The organism is Reyranella sp. CPCC 100927, from assembly GCF_007859315.1.
In the GTDB taxonomy this organism is placed as follows: Bacteria; Pseudomonadota; Alphaproteobacteria; order Reyranellales; family Reyranellaceae; genus Vineibacter.
In genome coordinates this window covers 562,692-584,070 of record NZ_VOHA01000003.1, presented here as the reverse complement: position 1 = coordinate 584,070, position 21,379 = coordinate 562,692, and the positions used below count along the sequence as shown (strand labels likewise).

The 21,379-nt window shown below is 65.3% G+C and carries 14 protein-coding genes; 3 read left to right on the top strand and 11 right to left on the bottom strand.

Features of this window, described 5'->3' with window-relative positions:
• Entirely contained in the window at window positions 1-1,311 is a 1,311-nt protein-coding gene (locus FQU96_RS12050) for a glycosyltransferase (protein WP_178130466.1), read from the bottom strand.
• 403 nt (window positions 1,312-1,714) lie between these two features.
• Here FQU96_RS12050 and FQU96_RS12045 point away from each other — a divergent pair, with 403 nt between their 5' ends.
• The 3 genes from FQU96_RS12045 (at window position 1,715) to FQU96_RS12035 (ending at window position 5,014) form a co-directional block, all read left to right on the top strand.
• A complete protein-coding gene (locus tag FQU96_RS12045) occupies window positions 1,715-2,884 on the top strand; it encodes a glycosyltransferase family 4 protein (RefSeq protein ID WP_146541451.1) in 1,170 nt (389 codons plus the stop codon).
• Between the two features lie 107 nt (window positions 2,885-2,991).
• Window positions 2,992-4,077 (top strand): GDP-mannose 4,6-dehydratase, encoded by a 1,086-nt coding sequence (gene gmd, locus FQU96_RS12040; RefSeq protein WP_146541449.1) that lies wholly within the window; start codon window positions 2,992-2,994, stop codon window positions 4,075-4,077.
• A complete protein-coding gene (locus FQU96_RS12035) occupies window positions 4,043-5,014 on the top strand; it encodes a GDP-L-fucose synthase (RefSeq protein ID WP_304623178.1) in 972 nt (323 codons plus the stop codon). The genes gmd and FQU96_RS12035 overlap by 35 nt, the downstream gene beginning before the upstream one ends.
• 69 nt (window positions 5,015-5,083) lie before the next feature.
• Here the strand turns inward: FQU96_RS12035 and FQU96_RS12030 are convergent, their stop codons facing one another.
• The 10 genes from FQU96_RS12030 to FQU96_RS11985 all read right to left on the bottom strand — a co-directional run bounded on the left by FQU96_RS12030 (window position 5,084) and on the right by FQU96_RS11985 (window position 21,379).
• A complete protein-coding gene (locus tag FQU96_RS12030; protein ID WP_146541447.1) occupies window positions 5,084-8,407 on the bottom strand; it encodes a hypothetical protein in 3,324 nt (1,107 codons plus the stop codon).
• Entirely contained in the window at window positions 8,376-9,719 is a 1,344-nt protein-coding gene (locus FQU96_RS12025; RefSeq protein ID WP_146541445.1) for a hypothetical protein, read from the bottom strand. Before FQU96_RS12025 ends, FQU96_RS12030 begins: the two co-directional genes overlap by 32 nt.
• Window positions 9,716-10,939, bottom strand: a complete 1,224-nt coding sequence (locus FQU96_RS12020) for a glycosyltransferase (RefSeq protein WP_146541443.1) — start codon at window positions 10,937-10,939, stop codon at window positions 9,716-9,718. Before FQU96_RS12020 ends, FQU96_RS12025 begins: the two co-directional genes overlap by 4 nt.
• Window positions 10,929-12,332 (bottom strand): undecaprenyl-phosphate glucose phosphotransferase, encoded by a 1,404-nt coding sequence (locus tag FQU96_RS12015; protein ID WP_178130465.1) that lies wholly within the window; start codon window positions 12,330-12,332, stop codon window positions 10,929-10,931. Before FQU96_RS12015 ends, FQU96_RS12020 begins: the two co-directional genes overlap by 11 nt.
• A 323-nt stretch (window positions 12,333-12,655) precedes the next feature.
• Window positions 12,656-13,903 carry a glycosyltransferase gene (locus FQU96_RS12010; RefSeq protein ID WP_178130464.1) on the bottom strand — a complete coding sequence of 416 codons (1,248 nt, stop codon included), beginning with the start codon at window positions 13,901-13,903 and terminating at the stop codon, window positions 12,656-12,658.
• Window positions 13,890-15,107: a glycosyltransferase gene (locus FQU96_RS12005; protein WP_146541437.1), complete on the bottom strand. Its 1,218-nt coding sequence runs from the start codon at window positions 15,105-15,107 to the stop codon at window positions 13,890-13,892. The genes FQU96_RS12010 and FQU96_RS12005 overlap by 14 nt, the downstream gene beginning before the upstream one ends.
• A gap of 6 nt (window positions 15,108-15,113) precedes the next feature.
• The gene (locus FQU96_RS12000) at window positions 15,114-17,399 is read right to left on the bottom strand and encodes a polysaccharide biosynthesis tyrosine autokinase (protein WP_146541435.1); all 2,286 of its coding nucleotides are present in this window, start codon (window positions 17,397-17,399) and stop codon (window positions 15,114-15,116) included.
• Window positions 17,399-17,965 carry a polysaccharide biosynthesis/export family protein gene (locus tag FQU96_RS11995; protein WP_178130463.1) on the bottom strand — a complete coding sequence of 189 codons (567 nt, stop codon included), beginning with the start codon at window positions 17,963-17,965 and terminating at the stop codon, window positions 17,399-17,401. The genes FQU96_RS12000 and FQU96_RS11995 overlap by 1 nt, the downstream gene beginning before the upstream one ends.
• Before the next feature lie 279 nt (window positions 17,966-18,244).
• Window positions 18,245-19,708, bottom strand: a complete 1,464-nt coding sequence (locus FQU96_RS11990) for a mannose-1-phosphate guanylyltransferase/mannose-6-phosphate isomerase (RefSeq protein ID WP_146541431.1) — start codon at window positions 19,706-19,708, stop codon at window positions 18,245-18,247.
• Window positions 19,709-19,858: 150 nt separating this feature from the next.
• Window positions 19,859-21,379 (bottom strand): HAMP domain-containing sensor histidine kinase, encoded by a 1,521-nt coding sequence (locus FQU96_RS11985; RefSeq protein ID WP_178130462.1) that lies wholly within the window; start codon window positions 21,377-21,379, stop codon window positions 19,859-19,861.

The window sequence follows — 21,379 nt, the reverse complement described above, 5'->3', positions numbered from 1 at the left end:
CTACGGCGTCGGGCCTTGCACATGCCGCTGCTTGGGAGATCCGGTCCACGTGCCCACGCTCCGGGAGATCGCGGCCGCGTGCCGCGTCAGGGTCAAACCTGGATCAGAAGGCTCGCTGTCAGCGGCCGGGTCGCCGGCAGCCGGCTTGCGGTCGCCGAACCAGGTGCACAGCGCGGCAATATCCTCGCCAGCGACGAACTCACGTTCCGGTATCGCCTCGAGGCGCTCGCGGCGTGCCTCATAGTCCGCCGGATCGAGTGTTTCAAAGAAGCGGACCAGGGCATCCTCCAGCGGTTCGCGGAAGATCCAACCGATCTCAAGCTGCTCGACACGCTCGCCCGCCTCGAAGCCGCGCACGGCCAGGCAGGGCACGCCAAAGAAGCCCGCCTCGTAGAACCGGCAAGGCAACAGCCAGCGCGAGTTGTGGTCGACATGCTCGAGGTCCAGCGCCCATGCGAAATCGACATCGCCATACAGGCGGCCAAGATCCTGGTGCGGCACGTAAGGGCCGCCATAGATCATATTCTCATGGCGCTCGAGCGCGTCGCGGAATTTGCCCTCGTCGACCGTCGTCAGCACGCCGCGGAACTTGAAGACAACCCGATCGCGCAGCCGCTCGGCCAGCCGTGTCATCAGCTCAAACGTGTCATCGCCGCGGATGAGGCCGTAGTAGCCCACCACCCAGCGCCGCTCGGCGCGGCGCGCCCGGGCCACGGCGCGCCCCTCCGGCGGCAGTGTCGGCGCCTGCCGGATCGACGGGTGCAGCTTGTTCTCCAGCAGGAACCAGGGGCCACCATAGTTCTGGATGGCCTCGAAATAGTGACGATGGAAACCGGGCGACGATACCACCAGCAGGCGAATCCGCTTGAGGCACAAGCGCTCGATAGCCCGCAGCAGCCGGGATTGCATGCCATGACCCGTCAGGATCGGCGGGATGTCCAGCACTTCATAGACGATGGGCGCACGCGACCACGACAGCAGGCGGGCGAACAGGGTCAGAATCAGTTGGTCGATATTGCGCGCATAGAAGACTGACGCGCGTGCCAATCGCAGGCGGTTGGCGATGATCGCAGGCAACGCGCCCAGCAAAGCGCGCAAGCGTTGACCATAGCGGCCGTCGCTCGTGGCGCCCAGCGGCACGTAAGGCCACGACGGTGCGTAGTCGCGATTGTAGCGCTCGCGGCGAAAGCCGAATACCGTGACCGGATAACCCTGGTCCTGGAATTGGCGCACGCGCTTGATGGTCGTGGCGTCCGTCACGTCCGGGCAGAAGAAGATCAGGTCGCGATCGTCCCGTGCACCGTCATCCACACGCTGCTCCACCGTGTCACCGTTTTCTATGGCATCACTCCCGCCGACAAGGATCGGCTGCAGGGCACTGACAGTATCGACCGCCTCCACGACAACAGCATGTGACCAATCTGTGCTTCACCACCTTCTGTGACGTGGCCCTTAACCCGCTAGGAATGGCCGATTTTCCGCCTATTCTTCGACATCTCGGTAAAGCTGATCACACGTGTCACTGGCCCGCGCATGGCCGCGATCAATCTGTGGTTCTGCATGATGCGCTGGCCGTCTCAGGGCCCGGCACCGTGATGCCGCAGAGCCGCCGCAATCGAGATGACCGCCACACCATGATCACTAGCCGTCATGCAGGATACGATGGTTCCATGCCGCTCCCGGCACCCCGCGTGCTGCAGCGAAGGACGACGGCGTGACGGCAGCGATGGTCAACCCGACACAGGATGCGCACGCGCGCCCGGCCAAGGTGCAGCGCTTCGACCGTGTCGCACTGACCTCCGTTTTCGGCGATCCTCTCAACCCGCGTACCTGGTCCGGCGCCCCCAAGAATGTCGCTGACGGATTGCAGCGGCTTGGCATCGGCGTCGAAGGCATTCACCCCCATCTCGGCAAGGCCGGCAAACTTCAGGTCGCGGCGGGCAATATTATTACAGGGCGCGGACGGCCGATCAGCGGCGAGCAGATCCTGCGCAGCGAACTGGCGCGCCGCCGGCTGGCGGCACAGGTGGCCGACGCAGCGGCCCAACTGGGTGTTCGCCATGTCCTGCACACCGGCACGATGGACTTGCCGGCCATCGATGTCGCGCGCGGGGTCAAGCACTACCTCTATTGCGATCACAGCTGGGCGCTGGCGCGCGAGCATCACATCGAGGCGGCGCGCTATCCGCGCCGCGCACTCGATGCTTATGAGCAGCTCGAACGCCAGTCGTTGGCCGGTCTGGAGCACATCTTCACGTTCGGCACCTATGTGCGCGACAACCTCATCGATCACTACGGCGTGCCGCCGGATCGGGTCACAGCCGTCGGCTCCGGCATGGGCCGGATCGCCCCCTATTTCGGTTCCAAGGACTATGCGCGGCCCTCGCTGCTGTTCGTCGCCAAGCACTATTTCCGCGCCAAGGGCGGCGTACTGCTGATCGATGCGTTCCTGCGAGCGCAAGCCATGCGCCCTGACCTGACCCTGACCGTCATCGGTGATCCACAGAGCCGCCCGCTCGTGCCCCGCAATACGGCCATCACGTTCCACACCCAGCTGCCCTGGGAAGAGCTGCAGCGGCTCTATCACCAGGCGACGCTGCTGGTGCAGCCGATGCTCAACGACCCCTGGGGCCAGGTCTATCTCGAGGCACTGGTCTCGCGCGCGCCCGTGCTGGGACTACGCCGGCATGGCCTGCCCGAGATCGTTGCCAACGGCCGCTACGGTTTCCTGGTCGACCATGCCGATCCCGGGTTGCTGGCTGACGCCATCCTCGACGCCTGTGCCGATCCCGACCGCCTGGCCCGCATGGGCACGGAGGGACAGCAACACACCTTGGCTTCGTATTCGTGGGACGTGGTTGCCGAAAAAATAGCGTTCCCGTGAGACGGCGCGTTCAACGCCGCGAACAGCGATCGAGGCCATGCAAGGGGCCGCGGGGAGGAAGCTCCGACAGGGACGACGCGAAGATCCTATAGTCGAAGGGTAAGATTATGTCCGACAAGGTTGCTTTGATCACCGGCATCACCGGGCAGGACGGCGCCTATCTCGCCGACTTCCTGTTGGCGCGCGGCTACATCGTACACGGCATCAAGCGCCGTTCTTCTTCCATCAACACCGACCGCATCGACTACCTCTATCGCGATCGTCATGAAATCGGCGTGCGGTTGTTCCTCCACTACGGCGACATGACCGATGGCGCGGCCCTCATCCGGCTGCTCAACGAGGTGCAGCCGACCGAGATCTACAATCTGGCGGCACAGAGCCACGTCCAGGTCAGCTTCGAGACGCCGGAGTACACCGCCAACACCGACGCACTGGGGACGCTGCGCCTGCTGGAGGCGATCCGCATCCTCAAGATGGAAGATCGCGTGCGCTTCTACCAGGCCTCGACCTCGGAGCTGTTCGGCAAGGTGCAGGAGACGCCGCAGCGCGAGTCGACTCCGTTCTACCCGCGCAGCCCTTACGCCGTCGCCAAGCTTTACGCCTACTGGATCACGGTGAACTACCGTGAAGCCTACGGCATGCATGCGTCCAACGGCATCCTGTTCAATCACGAATCGCCGATCCGCGGCGAGACGTTCGTCACCCGCAAGATCACGCGCGCCGTGGCCGCGATCGAGGCCGGACGCCAGCGCCGGCTCTATCTCGGCAACCTCGACGCCAAGCGGGACTGGGGCCATGCGCGCGATTATGTCGAAGGCATGTGGTTGATCCTCCAGCAGGACAAGCCGGACGATTACGTGCTGGCCACCGGCCAGACCCATACGGTACGCGAATTCGTCGAATTGGCGTTCCGCCACATCGGCCGATCGATCGTGTGGCGCGGCACGGGGATTGACGAGACCGGTTGTTGCCGACGCAGTGGTGAGGTACTGGTTGCCATCGACGCTGCCTACCAGCGGCCGACGGAAGTCGACCTGCTGCTGGGCGACCCGGCCAAGGCGCAGCAGAAGCTTGGCTGGCACCACCGCACGAGCTTCGAGCAGCTCGTCGCCGAGATGGTCGATGCCGATCGTGCAACCATGCGGATGGGAGGCAACCATGCCCACGAGCCCCTGCTACGCGCTGCGCAGTAAGCGCGTCTGGGTCGCGGGCCACCGCGGGCTGGTCGGCAGCGCCATCGTTCGACGGCTTGAGCGCGAGTCGTGCGAGATCCTCGTTGCGCCACGTGAAAGCGTTGACCTGCGCGACCGCGCCCAGGTCGACCGCTTCATGCACGAGACCAAGCCACAGGCGATCTTCCTGGCCGCTGCCAAGGTCGGCGGCATCCACGCCAACGACACGCGCCCGGCCGAGTTCATCGGCGACAACCTGATGATCCAGACCAACGTGATCGACCTGGCGCATCGGCATCGCGTCGAAAAACTGATGTTCCTGGGTTCGTCCTGCATCTATCCACGCATGGCGCCGCAGCCGATCCCGGAGGACTCGCTGCTGACCGCGCCGCTGGAACCGACCAACGAGTGGTATGCCATCGCCAAGATCGCCGGCATCAAGATGTGCCAGGCCTACCGGCGCCAATATGGCTGCGACTTCATCGCGGCCATGCCGACCAATCTCTACGGACCGGGCGACAACTTCGACCTGCTGCAGAGCCACGTGCTGCCGGCGCTGCTGGCCAAGGCGCACGCGGCGAAGCTTCAGCGCGCCGAGGCCATGGAAGTCTGGGGCACCGGCCGTGCGCTGCGGGAATTCCTGTACGTCGACGATGCCGCCGACGGACTGATCTTCCTGATGCAGCACTACAGCGACGAGGGGATCGTCAACCTCGGAACTGGCGTCGAGATCTCGATTGCGGATCTCGCCACACTGGTATGCCGTACCGTGGGCTTCCAAGGCAGCATCCGGTACGACCATAGCCGGCCGGATGGCACGCCGCGCAAGGTCATGGATGTCTCCCGCCTGGCGGCATTGGGGTGGCAGGCGTCCACCTCGCTTGAACAAGGCCTTGCCGAAACCTGGCGATGGTATCTCGCCTCACGCGCGGACCGACAGCAGACTGCTGCGGCCTGACGTCAGCTCAATCGCGTTCCGGGCGCGCCGTCCATGGCGCGCCCCTTTCTTGTCCGGCATCGGCGGCCGTCACGGCACGAGGATCAGGTGACCGAACAGGTTCGGATCCTTGGCCTCCTTGATTCCGCCGAACCACTCGGTGGTCCGGCGCCCCTGGCCGTCGTTGCCGTTCACCAGCAGGCTGACCCGCAATACCTGCCCCGCCCGCAGCGGCTTGAAGCCAGCCTGTTCCACCGGGATTTGCAGCTCGTAGGTGGTGATGCCCGCCTGGTGGCGAACCGCACGTCGTATCAGCTTGGGATCGACGACGCCCATCGGCGCGAGGTGCTTGTTCAGCGTCGCGTGGCGATAGACTGACGCTCCCGACGGGCGAAGCCCCACGTCCAGCTCCATCATGTCGGTTTCCTGCAGGCCGGGCAGGAAGCCGCGCACCAGTTGGTCGGGTTGGCCGGGCGCCAGGCCGATCTGGACACTGTCGTCCTTCCACATTTCGGTGGGAGACTGACCCTGCATGTGCGTCGCATCCCGAACACGCACGGCGAGATAGAGATTCTGTTCATCCCAACGCCACTGCAGCGCCAGCGCACCGCCGCCGGCGATGCCCGGCCAATCGCCGAGGTCGCCGTCGATGGCCGGCTTCTCCTTCACATGACCAGCGGCGATGAAACTGAGGCGAACGCCCTCCTCCATCTGGACCTTGTTGTCCGCCCCTAGCACCGCCACCTTGAGATCGCTCAGGCGATCGGGCGCCGGATTGTCGACCGGCACGGCAAAGGCCGCCTCGTCACTGCCGCCAAACGCGACCGTACCGACGGCACGGCTTCCCTCCAGCCGTACGGTCGCCTGGTCAAGCTTGGGATCGATCCGACGCAGTGTTCCGGCGACAACGGGGCGGCCATCGATCACGCGCGGCTCGACCTTGGTGATGCGGACCTGCGGCAGCACGGTGGCCTGCACCGCCACTGTCGTGACAGGCTGCCCGTCGCGCGATACCCGGGCATAGACCTGGTACTGACCGATGGGCAGGCGGTGCGATGCCGTTGCCGTCAGGGAAACGCTCTTGCGTTCGTGTGGCTTGAGCGTCCATTCCTGCTCGGACATCGCGAACTGCCAGCCGTCGGACGGCAGCCACTCGACCCGAAAGCGGGCCGCTGCCGGTCCCGGGTTGACCAGCATCAGCGTCGCATCAGACGAAGCGCCTGGCAGGACGTCGATCGTCTTGTCCAGTCGCGCGATCGGCTCGGCGCGCAGGTGAAAGTCAGGCAGCGGACCGATGAATTGCGGATTGCGATCGACCGTGACCCGTACCAGGCCGCCCTGCGCGGCAAGCGGCGTCGTACGGCCGAACAATCCTGTCGACGTCACCGCCGTCTCGTCGCCGACCGACACGGTCACGTCGTAGGTCTTCTGGCTCGTGGTCCACAGCGCCATCATGGCCTTGCCGTCGCGTTCGAAGACGTAGGCCCTGACGGACGGGCCGAAATAGTCGGCCGTGCGCTTGTAGATGGCGCCCGCGAGCTGCCGGGTCATAACGCCAAAGGCGACCGCCGCCGGCCGCGGTTGCGGTGGCCCCTCCCCGGCACTGCGGTTGCGGAAGATGCCGAACTGCACTTCGCGCATGTCGGTCCCCTGGGGATGGCTGAACATGTGCCAGATCACGACGGGATAGCCGATCTTCTTGGCCTCGAGCCACGACCGCATCAGGTGCTGCGCCTGCAACAATTCACCCTGGTACGTGGCGCTGGAGCCGTGCTCCGTGCTCCACACCGGCAGATCCCTGCCGGTCGCCGCCTTGGTCATCTCCCGAATGCGCCGCGTATGGCCCTCCCAGTCATTGTCCTCCGGACTGGTGATATAGGTGTGCATCTCCACCGCATCGATCAGCTTGCCGAAGCCCATATTCAGGAGATCGCGGTACTGCTCCACCGGGCCTGCCGAATTGGGACTGAGCGATGGGCCGATCAGCGGCTTGCCGGTATCGTAGCGATCGACGATCCGGCGCATGAGGGTCCAGTAGCGTACGATCAGCGCGTCACTGCCCTTCCAGTGCCCGCGTATCGGTTCGTTGACCACGGCCCAGGCGTCGACATGGCGGCCCAGCGTCTGCACGATCTTGGTCCACCATTCTTCCTCGGCGCGCCATGCTTCGGGCGTATCGGCAATCACCTCGCGTGAGATTTCGTTCGGATGGCTTGCCGGATAGGCCAGCACCCGAATGTTGTTCGCCCGGTACCACTTGAAGGTTTCGGCGCGTTCAGCGAGGTACTTGTCACCCTCGACGCGGTACACGTTCCAGTCGATGTACTCGCGCGCCCAGCGCACCCCCAGCTCCGGGTAGTACTCGCGCCCCTGGATCCATAGCCCGAACGGCTCGTCGCGCACCGGCTTGGCCGGCGGCGGCAGCACGCCGATGCTGCGGCGTGCCTCGGCCAATGCCTGACCATCCTTGGTCAGAACGGCGATGATCTCGTAGTAGCCATGACCCGCCGGCAACGGAACGTCGGCGGCCGCGCCGGTGGCGGTCTTGTGTGAAAGCACCTGCCCGAAGCCGTCGACGACGCGGTAGGTCAGCAGCGTATCCGGCACCGACGCGGCGCGGATCGTGATACGGGGCAAGGCCCCCACACGGTAGAGCGCGCGATCCGGCTCAGCCTGAATGGCGACCCGGGCATCGGTCTGTTCGACCAGCACCGCCGGATTCGAGGACGAATACGTGACGGCTTTCGACGGCGCGGGCGCGCCCGGCGCCGGCGCCGGGGCACGACTCGGCGCCGCGGGCTTCAGCGACACGGCGTCAACGCCCAGCGAGCCGCGGCTGGGCTGACCGTGATAGATGAAGATCGTCACCTTCTTCGCGTTGCCCAGCGCCGATGCGGCAATGGGGACCGCGTAGGTTCGCCAGGCATGCGTACCGCCGGTCTGGACCAGTTCAACCTCTCCCGTGGCGCTGCCGTACCACCCGTGCCCGTCAACCAGCAGCCGGACGCGCGCGGCACGCTCCGGCATGCGGTCCGGCTTCAACGACAGCGACAGTTCATAGTCACGGCCGGTTTCAATTCGAGCTTCGACGGCCATCCACAATTCGTGGTTGATGCCGTCCTCGTGGAACCTGAACGACGCGCGCCCTTCCCGCACGTCGTCGCGGTCGATGTAGCCGGGCAGCGCCCGGCCCAGCCATTGCTGCCACTGCCAGCCGGCTTCGCCTTGTTCGAAACCGCCGTTGTTCACCACGTTGTCGGGTTTCGCGACCGCGACAAACGTCCAGCCGATCGCCAGCCATGCCAGCAATGCCCAGCAGGCCGTCCGTTTCCCGCCTCTGCTTCGACACGGCATCGCACAGGCTCTCTTGTCTCGCGAGTATCTACAGCCCCACGGGTCTTGGCCGCAGGACACCTGTCCCTTGCACAAGGGGACGCTGGCCGATGCGAGCGCCGGCCGATTGATCGCGACGTGATAGGATGGCGCTGGCCGCTGCAATCAGCAGGACCGACCAGGTCTTCGGACCGACATAGGCGCCGCCGGCCTGTCCGAGGATCACCCAGACAGCACCGCAATACAGCAGACTGGGCACCCCCAGCACGCGCAGCCAGACGCAGACGCCGACCAAAGTCACCGTGCCCCAGACCAGGCCGAGATAGATCCAGTGCAGCCAGAAATAGTTGGTCAGCACCTCGCTGACCTTGGAAATGCGCCATGCCGATTGGAAGCCGTCGGCATTCATGAACACGGTCAGGACCAGGTCGGTGATGAAGGGCTCGCCGGTCAGTCCGCTGCCGGCCCAGGGATAGCGCTTGAAAACCTCCAGCGCCACGAGCATCGGCCCGATGACACGATAGAAGAAGCTGGCGTCCTTGCCGCTGGAGTACTCCGCGATTCGTTCGGCGAACAGCGAGCTGCCGACCACCAGAGCGATCCCCACCAGGATGAACGACACGGCAAGGCCCGTGATCATGCGCGTTGCCGACCCGGCGGTACCCCCCTTGCCGCCAAGGAAGATCAGATAAGGCACCGCCAGCATCAGCATCAGCAGCAGTGTCGGCCCTGGCATCAGCACCAGGCCCATCCCCATCAGGGCGACATACACGATGAGCTTCCATCGCCAGGTGCTGACCACCAGCCACGTGAAGCTGAAATGGGTGAACGTGAAGGTGACGGCAGACGGCTCCGATGTGAACAGCTTGGGCCGCACGCGGCCATACAGCAGTTCGTCACGCAGGTCGGCGTCGTATACGATGCCGCCATCATAGATGCGCGCCCGCACCGCATCACTGATCGCACGCAGGCCGGCGTACTGCTCCAGCAGGCATCCAACGGCGATCGCCAGACAGAACGTCAGCAGGATCCGTGCGATCTGCCGGCGTTCGGCATGCACCATCGTCACGAAGAACGCATAGCAAATGACCAGGGAATAGGTCAGCTGCAGCAATCCGGTAAAGCGTTTGCTGAGGAAACCGTAGTTGGTCGCCGACAGGATTGATCCGAGGTACAGCGCGACCACGGCCAGCAGCCCGCCGAGATGGACCGGATTGATCTGATCGCGCCGACGCCACAGCAACAGCAGGCCGGCGAACCCCGACGGCGCGCAGGTCAGCGGAATTGTCGGCGTGATCATCAGGGAGACGTTCAGATAGAGGCCGAGCAGAAAGATCACGACGAGTGTCGTGTCGTACCAGCCGAGCGGCTGTTCCCTGTACTGCTCGCTCATGACCCGGCCAGGGCGGACCGCAGCTGCCTGCCACGGCTGGCCCAATCGAATTTGTCGCCGCAGGCGACGAACGCTCGCTGCTGGATCTGGTTCAGCTGGTCGATATCGTCCATCGCATCCAGCACGCCGCGCGCCAGTGCGGCATGATCGTCGAACAGGCGGATGCCGTCATCGGGACGCAGGGGCACGCCCGCGACGGAACCGTTCAACCCGAAGATCGGCAGCCGGTTGAAGACGTATTCGAGCACCTTGAGCTTGAAGCCGCCGCCGCTGAGCTCAGGCACGATGGCGATCCGCGCTTGGTCCATGTAGCCGGTCACGTCGGGCACCGTACCCGTGAACGTCGTCGCGACCGCGCTCTTACGCAGCCGGTCGAGAAACGACTCCTCGGCGCTGCCGATCACCGCCAGTTCGGCACCGCGGGCGGCGAACAGCGGATCGGCCACGCTGACGAAGTCCTCGAGGTTCATGCGCTTGGCGATCCAGTCGTAACTGCCGACGATGATCGCGCGCCGCGGCAAGTCCGCCGTGATCTGCCGCCCCGTCACGCGCCGTCCCTCGTAGCCCGGCGTCAGCACCTCGATCGGCTTGGAGGGCTGCCGCACCCGGTACAGCCGGCGGTCCTCCGGCGTGATGGCGGTGACCAGGTCGACGGCATCGACCAGGCCGCGTTCCAGGCGCGATACCTTGAGGGCGTCCAGACGTACCGCCTGCCGCTTCAGGAACCAGCCTTGGCGTTCGGCGATCTGAGCCCGCAGGCTTTCTTCGTGATTGTGCGACACGTAGATCAGCCGCGGCCGTTTCCGGCGACGCGCATAGTGCTGCTGTACCGGTGTCAATGCCCAGCCGACCGACAAGCCATCGAACACGATGCCGTCCCAATCCTGGGCCAGCAGATCGTCCAGGAGCCGCCGCATCTCAGCGGTCCGGCAGCGGTAGGCGATGTGCGGCAGCGGCGACGTCAGGCTGCCCCAGTGTGACAGCGGACGGTGCTGCACCAGCCGCCAGATGATCCGTGGATCACGGCCGTCCGGTCCCGGCGAATCAGGACGACTGAGGCCGAGCACTTCCACCTCGGTGCCGCTCTGCGCGACGGCATCGATCAGTCCGCCGGAGTACACGAACTGGCCGTTGTAGCGTGGCTCAGGATCGGCCAGCGTCAGCCACAGGCATCGTGGCACGCGCGCACCGTTGGCAGGTCGACCGGCGTCAGTATGCATATCGACCGGTAAATCCACCGAAGGCGGTACGCAGTATGATCTTGAGGTCAAGGCCAATGGACCAGTTCTCGATATAGTAGAGATCGTGTTCGACGCGTTTGCGAATCTGCTCGACGGTATCCGTCTCGCCACGCCAGCCGTTGATCTGAGCCCAGCCGGTGATGCCGGGCTTCATTCGATGCCGCGAATCGTAGTACCGGACGGCGTCCTGGTAGAGCAGCCGGCCTGCTTTCGCCGCCAGCGCGTGCGGCCTGGGACCGACGATCGACATCTCGCCACGCAGCACATTGAAGAACTGCGGCAGCTCATCGATGCTGGTGCGCCGCAGGAAGGCGCCGATGCGCGTCACACGCGGATCATTGCGGCGCGTCAGCTGCTCGGCATTGGCGTCCTGCACCGCAACGTACATGGTGCGAAATTTGAAGACCTCGATCAGTCGATTGTTGAAGCCATACCGCTTCTGCCGGAAGAACACCGGTCCCGGACTGTCGAGCTTGATCAACGCCGCGACCACCAGCATCAGCGGCGAGATCAATGCCAGGATCGCCGCCGCCAGCACGCGATCCTCGATTTCCTTGGCGACCCAGCGCCAGTCGCGCAACGGCCGGTCCATCACATTGATCAAGGTCATGCCGCCGACGTGACTGACGTCGACCGCACCGAGCTGCAGGCCGAAATCGTCAGGGCAAAGCCGGACATCGACCGGCACCAGGCTGAGCTTGTTCAGCGCAGCGGCCAGACGCAGGTCGGCCGACAGCGGCAATGCCACGATCACTGTCGTGATGCCCAGCCGCCGGATGTCGTCGACCAGGTCATCGACATTGCCCGCGATCGGATGGCCCAGGCAGCGCATGGCTGGCGCAATTCCGTCCGCCGCCGGATCGTCGCGCTGATCGTCATAGATGCCGGCGATATGAACAGCGGCGCCCGAGCGTCCGTTGAGCTGCATCAACAGGCGCCGCGCAATCGGCCCTGTGCCCAGCACGGCGACGCGTTCGCCGAGCCTGCCCTCGCGCTTCCAGCGAACGAGCAGCAGGTTCAGCACCAGCCGGCTCGCCAGCAGCAGCGACAGGCCAGCGGCGAACCACACCATCAGCCAAGGCTGCTTCGGCGTGGTCAATGCCCCGGCCACGACCGCAATCAGCGTGACCGTACCCAGCGTCAGCACCCACCCCAGTCCCACCGTCGCCATCGTGCCGATCAGCCGGTCGAGCTTGGTGAACCTGTAGGCGCCCAGGAGGTGGAGGCAGTTGATCGCCAGCACTGCACCCAAGACAACCATGAAGCCGATCACGTTCCAATCCAACGCGTCGCTGGCGGTGGTGGCCTGCACGGCAGCCACGCCGGCAAGCAGAACAATGACGCCATCGCTCGCCATGAGCAGGCGTGTCACGATCGCTGCTGACACCGTCTTACGCGGCCGCGACAGCAACCGGTTCGACAACGCGGGCGCCGCGGACAACTCGGCAGCGTCCGACGGAGGCACCTCCGAAACGGCTATGGACACGGCCGACAACGAACTACGGCTTCTCATGTAAATCGCCTCACTCCGGTGCTTTCGCGCACATCGGCTTTGACGCAATGCTGCCGCACGTCATCCGTTCCGAGGGGGTGGAGCAGCACAGGATGACGTGCGTGACTAATCGCGATTCTCCATATCGCGGCAGCCGCGGTCTTGTGATCAAGTTAGGGCGTTTGATCGCGCCGATCGCAGCGTTACAGGGCGCTTTCCGCCGCGTGTTCGCCACATTGCAGGCTACGCACCACGGCCGATGCAAATGCGTCCGGTGTGCGACTCCGCACGAACGAGCGCGCCGCCACCGGATCGACAAACGTGTGTGGTCCCGTCGTGACCATTCGCTCGATACTGGCGGCGAGACTGGCTGGATCCATCGTGTCGGTGGTCAGACCCAATTTGTGATCACGCACCAAGCGGCCGAGCAACCCGTAATCCTGGGTCAGCAGCGGCAGCCCCGCCTGCGCCGCCCACAGCAACACCCCGCTGGAGCCGACGAACCGCTGGTACGGTGCCAGAACGACCTGGCTGCCGGCGACCAGCGCGTCGAGTTCGTCGGCCGGCAGCCAACGGTCATCCAGGCGCAGCACCAGGTCCGGCCGTTGCGCGCGGATCCGCTGCACCCGTTCCTGGACGCGATCATGCAGGGCGGGCTCGATCCGGCCGGCAATGGTGATGGCAATCCGCGACGCCACGACCGGATCGACCAGGCTCAGGGCATCCAGCAATACCAGCAGCCCCTTGCGCTCGGTCAAATAGCCGAACAGCACAAAGCCGACGTGATTGGCGGAACTGCGCGCCGTTGTTGAAGGCGATTCGTTTGCCTGCGGGTAGGCCGGATCAGGTATCGCCTGCACCTTGTCGCCGTGCCGGTAGCGGCCTCGGGCATGATCGGGAAAATACGGATCCAGCGACAGGACGGTCCGCACGCTGCGGTTCAGCAAGGTCAGGCGGTACAGCAGGACCTTGCGCAGGTCGCGCAGCTTTTCGCCTCGACTGGCGCGGCCCACGGTCCAGTCCGCGTAGTGCACGGACGGCCGGAACAGGATCCCCGATACGGGCCGGCCGCCCATGCCCAGCCCCAATGCCAGCGGCAGGCACATGTGATCGAACGACAGGAAATGGCCGGCCTGGGCGCCTGTGCGTCGCAGGTAGCGGCGCATGACCCACCATCGGGCGAAGGCCGCGAGCGTCAGAAAGCGGCGCGTGCACAGCCACCTCTCGTACGGCCGCAGGGCCACGATACGCACCTTGCCATCAAGCCCGGATGGCAGGCTGGCGGTGAGGTGATCGCCCATCTCGGGCGCAACGACGAGGGACAGGGTCAGGCGTCGCTGTGGCACCGCAGCGAACGCCACGAGATGCTCGAGCCACTCCCGCGGATGCCCTTCGGTATCAGGCTCGAGGACCAGGATGTGGTGGATCGTCTTGTCGCTAGGCGCGGGCACAGAGCACATCGAGGCGCGTGACGAAGTCGCCCAGCACCTTCCGCTTGGCCAGGTTTCGCTCGACAAACTGCCGGCCGCGCTCCCCCAGTGCATGGCGCAGCGCGGCGTCATCGGCGAGCTGCTGCACGGCGTCGGCAAACGCCTCGGGATCATTGGGCGGCACGCAGATGAACGCGCCGCTGCGATGGCGCAGGCGCCACAGCAGGCTTCCGGGGTGCGCCGTCGCGACAAAGGGACGACCGGCGGCCATGATGTTGAACACCTTGGACGGCACGGCAAAAGCCGCCGCCTCCGGGTCCTGCGGCACCAGATGGATGTCGCCTTCGGCCAAGCCTTCGCTCAGACCGCCGTCCGGCAGCAGCGCCGTCAGGCGGGTGTTGGTCAGATCGCGCTCCGCAATCTGACGGCGCAGGTCGTCGGCCTGGTTGCCGTTGCCGCGCAGCACGATGTCGATCTCGGGCCGCCGCGCCTGCAGGACGCTCGCCAGGTCGATCACCTGTCCCAGGCCCTGCTTCTTGCCGAGGTTGCCGCTGTAGAGCACGGTCAGGCGGCCATCGTTGCGCGCCGGCAAGGGGCGAACCTGATCGGTGTCGACCCAGATCGGAACCACCTCGACAGGTGCCGTAACGCCGATGCGGCGCAGTTCGTCGGCCATCTCCTGTGACAGCACCACCACCAGGTCGGCGCGGTTGAGCACGACACGTTCGCAGGACCGCATGACACGCGCCAGCCACCCGCGGCCGACCATGCCCAACCCGCTGGCCAGTCCCGACTGAATGTCGTGCACGATGGCGACCGTTCGGCCATGGCGCAGACGCGCCATGGCGCCCAGCGCAACGCTCAGAATCGATGGGCACAGCGACAGCACGACGCCATGGCGGGCGACCCGTCCGGTCGCCAGCGCAAAGGCGCCGTACATCAGGAACCACGCCTCCCCGGCGATGCGGGCGACCGCCGAACGCCGCCGCGGGATCCAGGCGCCGAGCCGTTCCACGGTCACGCCGTTGCACTCTTCGCGCATGCCGCGGCGGTCGCGATATGCCGGAAACACCTCGGACGCCGGATAGTGCGGCAATCCCGTCAGGACCGTCACCTGGCGGCCGCAGCCCACCAGCCACTCGGCCAGATCAGCGCTGAATGGGCCCGAGCCGATCAGCTCCGGGCGATAGTATTGCGTTACGAACAGGACATCGCGCGATTGCATGCGCCATTACCCGATCCGCGCCATCACGGGCCGCGAGTACTCATAGTTGGCATACCCATAAGAGTACTGCCGGTACTGCTTGGAGATGACACGCGACATCACCACGCCGGCCACATCGGCCTGAGCCTCGACAATCTGTTTCAGCCCTTCCAGGGACGCCTCGCGTGGCGTGTGGCCCCAGCGCACGACAAACACGACTTTCTCCACCATGCGCGAGAACGCCAGCACTTCGGCACCGACCAAGACCGGCGGCGTATCGAGGATGATGTGATCGTAGTCCGGCGCCAAGGCATCCAGCACGATGCGCATGCGCTCCGACGTCAGCAGATGCGTCGCCTGCGGCGTCCACTCGCCCGCCGTGATCAGGTCGACACCCGAGAGCGCGTCGTGATGAACGAAATCATCGATCGCCGCGGTTTCGCTGGCCAGCAGGCCGGCCAGGCCGTTGCGGTTGGAGCAGCGGAACAACTGATGCAGCTTGGGGCAGCGCCAATCGCCATCAACCAGGAGGATACGCTTGCCGTTGCTGGCCAGCAGCCGGCCCAGGGACGCCACCATGACCGACTTGCCCTCACCCGGCGTCGCCGAGGTGAACAGGATCGTCTTGGGCGACTCGGCCGTTTCCGACAGTTCCAGGCCGATATGAAGCCGTCGCAGCGCTTCGCTGTAGGGCGATGTCGGCTTGCGCAGAACATGGACCTGCGGCGGCGTACCGCCGCCCAGCTGCGGCACCATCGCGAGTACCGGCAGGCCCGTCGCCGTCACGATCTGGTCGGACCGCCGGAAGGTCCGGTCGGCGCCTTCGCGCATCAGGGCGACCGCCGAGCCGACCAGCAGGCCGCCGATCGTGCCGAGGAAAATCAGCAGCGGCTTGGGTGGGTAGGATGGCCTGCTGGGAGCCGAGGCCGGCGACACCAGCTTGGCGTTGGCTTGCTGGATCTCTTCGAGGCCGATCGTCTGCTTGGCCCGGTTCAGCATGGCCTCGAGCAGATTGCGGTTCACCGTGGCGTCACGCTCCAACGCATCGAGCTCGATTGCCCGTTCGTTGACGTTGCCCATCTGGCCCTTGAGCTGCTCGAAATTCGCCGCCAGGGCTTCGTAGCGGGCTTCGGCGGTCTTGGCTTCGCGCGCCAGGCCATCAATGACCTTGGCGACCTCGGCCGCGACGCGCGCCTGGATGTTGCCGATCTCCGAGCGCGCATTGATGATCAGCGGATGGCGCGGACCATAGGCCGCGTTGAGCTCGGCGGCCTTGCGTTCCGCATCGGCCTGCTGCTGCTTCAATGCCGCCACCAGCGGCGAACGCAACACTTCGGGTACGCTCTCGCCGCCCATGCCGCCCTTACGCAAAGCCTGCGCCTCGCGCAGCCGTGTCTCCGCCTCGGCCTTGGCGGTCTGCGCGGCGATGAGCTGCGAATTCAGCTCGGTAAGCTGCTGGGACGTGACGCCGGCACTTTGACCGCTTTTGTACAGCCCATAGCGCTTGCGGTATTCCTCGACGGCCTGGTCCGATTTGCGAACCTGCGCACGCAACTCGGCGATCCGCGTGTTGAGGAATTTCTCGACGCGTTCGGCGGCCTTGATCTTGTCCTGGCGCTGGTACTCCAGATAGAGGTCGGCCAGCGCGTTGGAAATCGCCGCGGCGGTCTGCGGGTTCTGCGATTCGACCTTGATGCTCAGCACGTGCGAGCGGCTCAGCACCGACACATCGATCCGCGACAGCACCATGTCGATCATGTGGCTCTCGCGGGCCGCGGCGGCATCGATCACCGGCTGCTTGTCCTCGGGCTTGGCATCCGATCCCTTGAACCATGCGAGCCAGGACGCCGGCACGAACTGCCCGATGTCGGTATAGCGCGCCCACCGGGACGGCGGCTGCAGCTCGTAATTGAACTCGGGGTTGTCCACCAGCTTCAGCCGGTCGATGACCTGCTTGGCGATGTCACGCGACAGAATGACGAACCCTTCATTCTGGACGCGCTCCTGATCGGGATTGGCGTCCGTGATGATCGCCTCGACATTCAGGTAGCGCGGCGCCTGGATGCCGACCTGGACGCGCGACTCGGCCACGTAAAACGACGACAGCGACAAGGTGACGGCCGTCGCCGTGCCACCCAGCACGATCGCACATCCGAGGATGAGCCACTTGTGCCGCCACAGGCGGCGCAGTGTCTCGAGAAAATCCTGCTCCCGTTCCGGCGGCGCATACTGCACCGGCTCGAAGGGAACAACGCGCTCGCGCGCGACGACGGCACGTCGTCGTCCGCGGACCCGATCGGGAAGCTGCGCCATCAGAAATATCGCTCCCTGACCATGACGACATCGCCGGGTTGAACGGGCGTTTCCTGATTGGCGTCGAGTCGGCTCGACTGGCCACTCTTGTCGTTGCGCTTGATGTAGAACGAACTCTCGCGCGCCCGGTAGGTGAACCCGCCGGCCAGCGCGATGGCGTTGATGACGGTCATACCGGCGACGTAGGGGTAGCTGCCGGGATTGCGGACCTCACCGACGATGTAGAACGGCCGGCGCGTCATTACTTCGACGCTGACGCTCGGGTTCTTGAGGTAGTCAGGATGCAGCCGCGACACGATCGTCCGTTCGAGCTGACCGGGTGTCATGCCCATGGCCTGGACCTGGCCGATCAGGGGGAACGACAGTACCCCGCCGCCATCCAGCGCATACTCGCCCGTCAGGTTTGCTTGACCGTAGACGATGATGCGCATGCGGTCGCCGCCGCCCAGCTTGTAGTCCGAAGACCGGTCGATCGTCGCGCCTGGCGCGCCACCTGGCGGCGGCGAGCCGGAGACCTGGGCCAGGGCTCCGCGCATGCCAGCGACACCGGTCGCGATCGCGGCCATCGCCCCAACCAGGCCACGACGCTGAATCGATTTAACGATCCTGACGTTGGCCATATCATCACCTTCGTTTGTTGTTCGTCGACACTGCAGGCGACAGACGCCTCCCAGCAATCGCACGTGGTACGCCTTTTTCTGTAACAACAAAGCGCACACCGATGTTGTGACCAAAACGAGGGCGTTGAGCGGCCACGGAAAAGCCATGAAAGCAGCCGGCCAAGCCGACGATCGCGCGCCGCCCGGACCCTCTTGCAAACGCCCCAACCCTTTATCCTCGAAGCCTCACGTGCGACCGTAATTGTCTGCGATCCGCACGATGTCATCTTCGCCGAGATATGGCCCCGACTGCACTTCGATCAGGTGCAACGGCAGTTTGCCGGGGTTCTCCAGGCGATGCTCGGTGCCGATCGGGATGTAGATCGACTCGTTCTCGCGCACGAGCGTTCGCTCGTCGCCACGCTGGACCATGGCTGTCCCCTGCACCACGACCCAATGCTCGGCCCGATGGAAGTGCATCTGCAGGCTGAGCTTGGCGCCCGGCTTGACCATGATGCGCTTCACCTGGAACCGGTCGCCGGCATCGACGGTACGGTAGTATCCCCAGGGTCGATGCGTCGTGGCGTGCTGGATCGGCTCCGGCCGATTGCTGCGCCGCAGCCGCTCGACGATGCCGGAGACTTCGGCCGCCGATCCGGCCTGCGCCACCAGGACCGCATCGTCGGTGCACACGACGACGACGTCATCAAGATCGATCGCCGCTACCAGCTTGCCGTCGGTGCGAATGTAGGAGTTGCGCACCCGATCGAGCATCACGTCGCCGTGCACCACGTTGCCGTCGGCATCGTGATCGCCCAGTTCCTGCAAGGCGCGCCAAGAGCCCAGGTCGCTCCACGCCATGTCGACGGGCACCACGGCGGCGCGGTCGGTGTGCTCCATCACCGCACGATCGATCGACAGCGACGGTGCCTGCGCCAGTGCCGAGGCGTCGAGCCGGAAGAAGCCGAGATCCTCCACCCCGCTGTGAACGGCGCGTTCGCAGGCCGCCAGCATTCCAGGGTTGAGGCGACCGAGGTCCTCCAGGAAATGGCGGGCGCTCAACAGGAAGATGCCGCTGTTCCACGAAAAGACGTCGCTTTCGACGAAACGCTCGGCCGTCGGCCGATCGGGCTTCTCGACAAAGCGATCGACGACAAAGACGCCATCGGCGCCGTCGACGGCGGCACCGATCTGGATGTAGCCGTAGCCGGTATCGGGGCGATCAGGCTTGATGCCGAAGGTCACCAGCTTGCCGGCCTGCGCCGCGCCGGCACCACGCGCAACGGCCTCGTGGAAACGCGCCACCGAGCCGATGACATGATCGGACGGCTGCACCAGCAGCAATGCGTCGGGATCGCGCGCGATCAGCCACAGCGCCGCCACGGCAACGGCCGGCCCGGTGTTGCGTGCCACCGGCTCGAGGATCACCTGTTGCGGCACCACGCTGACCTGGCGCAGCTGCTCGTCGATCAAGAAGCGATGCTCGTCGTTACAGATCACCACGGGCGCCGCGAAGCCGACATCGCTCAGGCCGCGCAATGCCGTCTCCTGCAGCATGGTGCGCTCGCTCATCAAGGGTAGCAGCTGCTTGGGATAGGCTGCGCGCGACAGCGGCCACAGGCGCGTCCCCGAACCACCCGACAGGATCACAGGGTGAATAAGCGCCGAGCCTTGAACACGGAACCGGGCAAGATCGGCGACGATATCCATGTGCACTTCCCGGTCAACGATTGCTGTGGTGCACAAAGAATTAGGATCGCCCCCTTGCCGCGACCAGTGATCATCCTGTGGTCCACCGTGTGCAAAGACTACAACAGGTGGCAGGCGTGGCGCGATCTTCCCGCCGCGTCAGTGCGACCTTCAAGCTGTTCCGTTGCAGGGCAGCGTGATCCGGATGCACAGGCCGCCACCCATGCGATTGGACGCGGTGACGCGACCGCCCAGCGCCTCGACATTGCGTCGCACGATCCATAGGCCGAGGCCGGCATGCGCTGCCGTCTGGCCTGATGCGAGGGCTTGAACCGGCTCCACCACCTTGGGCCGTGACGAGAAGTAGCGTTCGAAAATGCGATCGATCTTATCCGCTGTGATACCAGGTCCCTCGTCCTCGACCCGCAGTTCGGCGGTCTCTTCCGCTGCCGTCAATGTCACGATGATCGTGGTGCCGGCATCAGAGAAGCTGACGGCGTTGTCGAAGACGTTCTGCAGCACGACTTCGAGCATGCCGGCGCCGGCGCGTACCATCACCTTGTCGTCGAGGCGACGAACAAGGCGGATCTGGCGGCCGGCCAGCGTCTCGCGATAGTGCACCAGTGTGTCGCCGACAAGCTGGGTCAGGTCGATGCGCCGGCGCGGGGCGTCGATCAGGTCGGCGGTGTTGATATCCAGCCGCTGCGCGGCGTTGACCATGGCCTTGAGGCGATCGATCGAGGAATCGATGATGACAAGCGCCCGCTGCGCACGCTCGTCGTCCGGTGCCAGGCGCCGGCGAATCGGCTCGATCGCCGACTGTATCGTCGCCAGCGGTGTCTTGAAGGCATGAGCGTTGTCCTCTGCCGTCTGGCGCATGTCGCGCGCGACACGTCGCAAATCCAGGACCAGCCGATCGAAATCCCGCGCCACACTGGCCAGTTCCGGCACGACGTTGCGGTTGGTGAAGGCATATTCGCCTATCCGGCCCTGGCGGATCTCATGCGCGACATCGCGAAACCGGCGCAAGCTGCGGCGAATGCTCACTGCCACCAGCACGGCGACCAGGGCCAACACAAGATAGATCAAGGCAGCAACCCGCACCTCGCGCGTCTGCCAGTATGGCCGGCCGATCGACGTGCTGAGGAACTCCGATGTGGCATGCGTCGAAATCAAGACCCAGCACCCGGCCGGTGTCTTGATCGGAATCAGCGACGTCAGGATCTCGACCGTGCCGTCGGGCTGGCGATAACGGATCTCGCCCTGCGAATCCCAGATGCAGGACTCCGACAGGCGCTTGAGAATGCCGCGCTGGGCCAGCTCGTCAAGTTCGGTTCCGACCTGGCCCGAGGCAACCTTGGGCGCCGAGGCGACGTAGTAGAACGCGCGCTCCTGGCCCTGCCCGGCTGCCGGCTGCAGCATCAGCTTCAGGATCGTGCCGTCGGCACCATACTTCTGGAGCTCGCCGTTGAGCACATCCTGGGACGGCGCGGCCATCTGCGCCAGCACTGGCGTGATGGCCTGTGCGATCAGCCGGCTGCGATCCTGGATACTGCGGGTGACCAGATCACGGGTCTGTCGATCGGCGCTTTCGAACTGGCCGTAGAGAACGATCGGCAGCGTGACGAAGATACCGACAATGGCGATCAGCTTGAGTGTCAGGGACGCGCCCAGGCGGCGCGCCCCCGACAC

Coding starts and splice junctions, on each gene's coding strand:
- gmd (WP_146541449.1), top strand. CDS start 2,992: ATGTCCGACAAGGTTGCTTTGATCACCGGCATCACCGGGCAGGACGGC.
- FQU96_RS12035 (WP_304623178.1), top strand. CDS start 4,043: ATGCCCACGAGCCCCTGCTACGCGCTGCGCAGTAAGCGCGTCTGGGTC.
- FQU96_RS12025 (WP_146541445.1), bottom strand. CDS start 9,719: ATGAGCGAGCAGTACAGGGAACAGCCGCTCGGCTGGTACGACACGACA.
- FQU96_RS12020 (WP_146541443.1), bottom strand. CDS start 10,939: ATGCATACTGACGCCGGTCGACCTGCCAACGGTGCGCGCGTGCCACGA.
- FQU96_RS12005 (WP_146541437.1), bottom strand. CDS start 15,107: ATGCAATCGCGCGATGTCCTGTTCGTAACGCAATACTATCGCCCGGAG.
- FQU96_RS12000 (WP_146541435.1), bottom strand. CDS start 17,399: ATGGCGCAGCTTCCCGATCGGGTCCGCGGACGACGACGTGCCGTCGTC.
- FQU96_RS11995 (WP_178130463.1), bottom strand. CDS start 17,965: ATGGCCGCGATCGCGACCGGTGTCGCTGGCATGCGCGGAGCCCTGGCC.
- FQU96_RS11990 (WP_146541431.1), bottom strand. CDS start 19,708: ATGGATATCGTCGCCGATCTTGCCCGGTTCCGTGTTCAAGGCTCGGCG.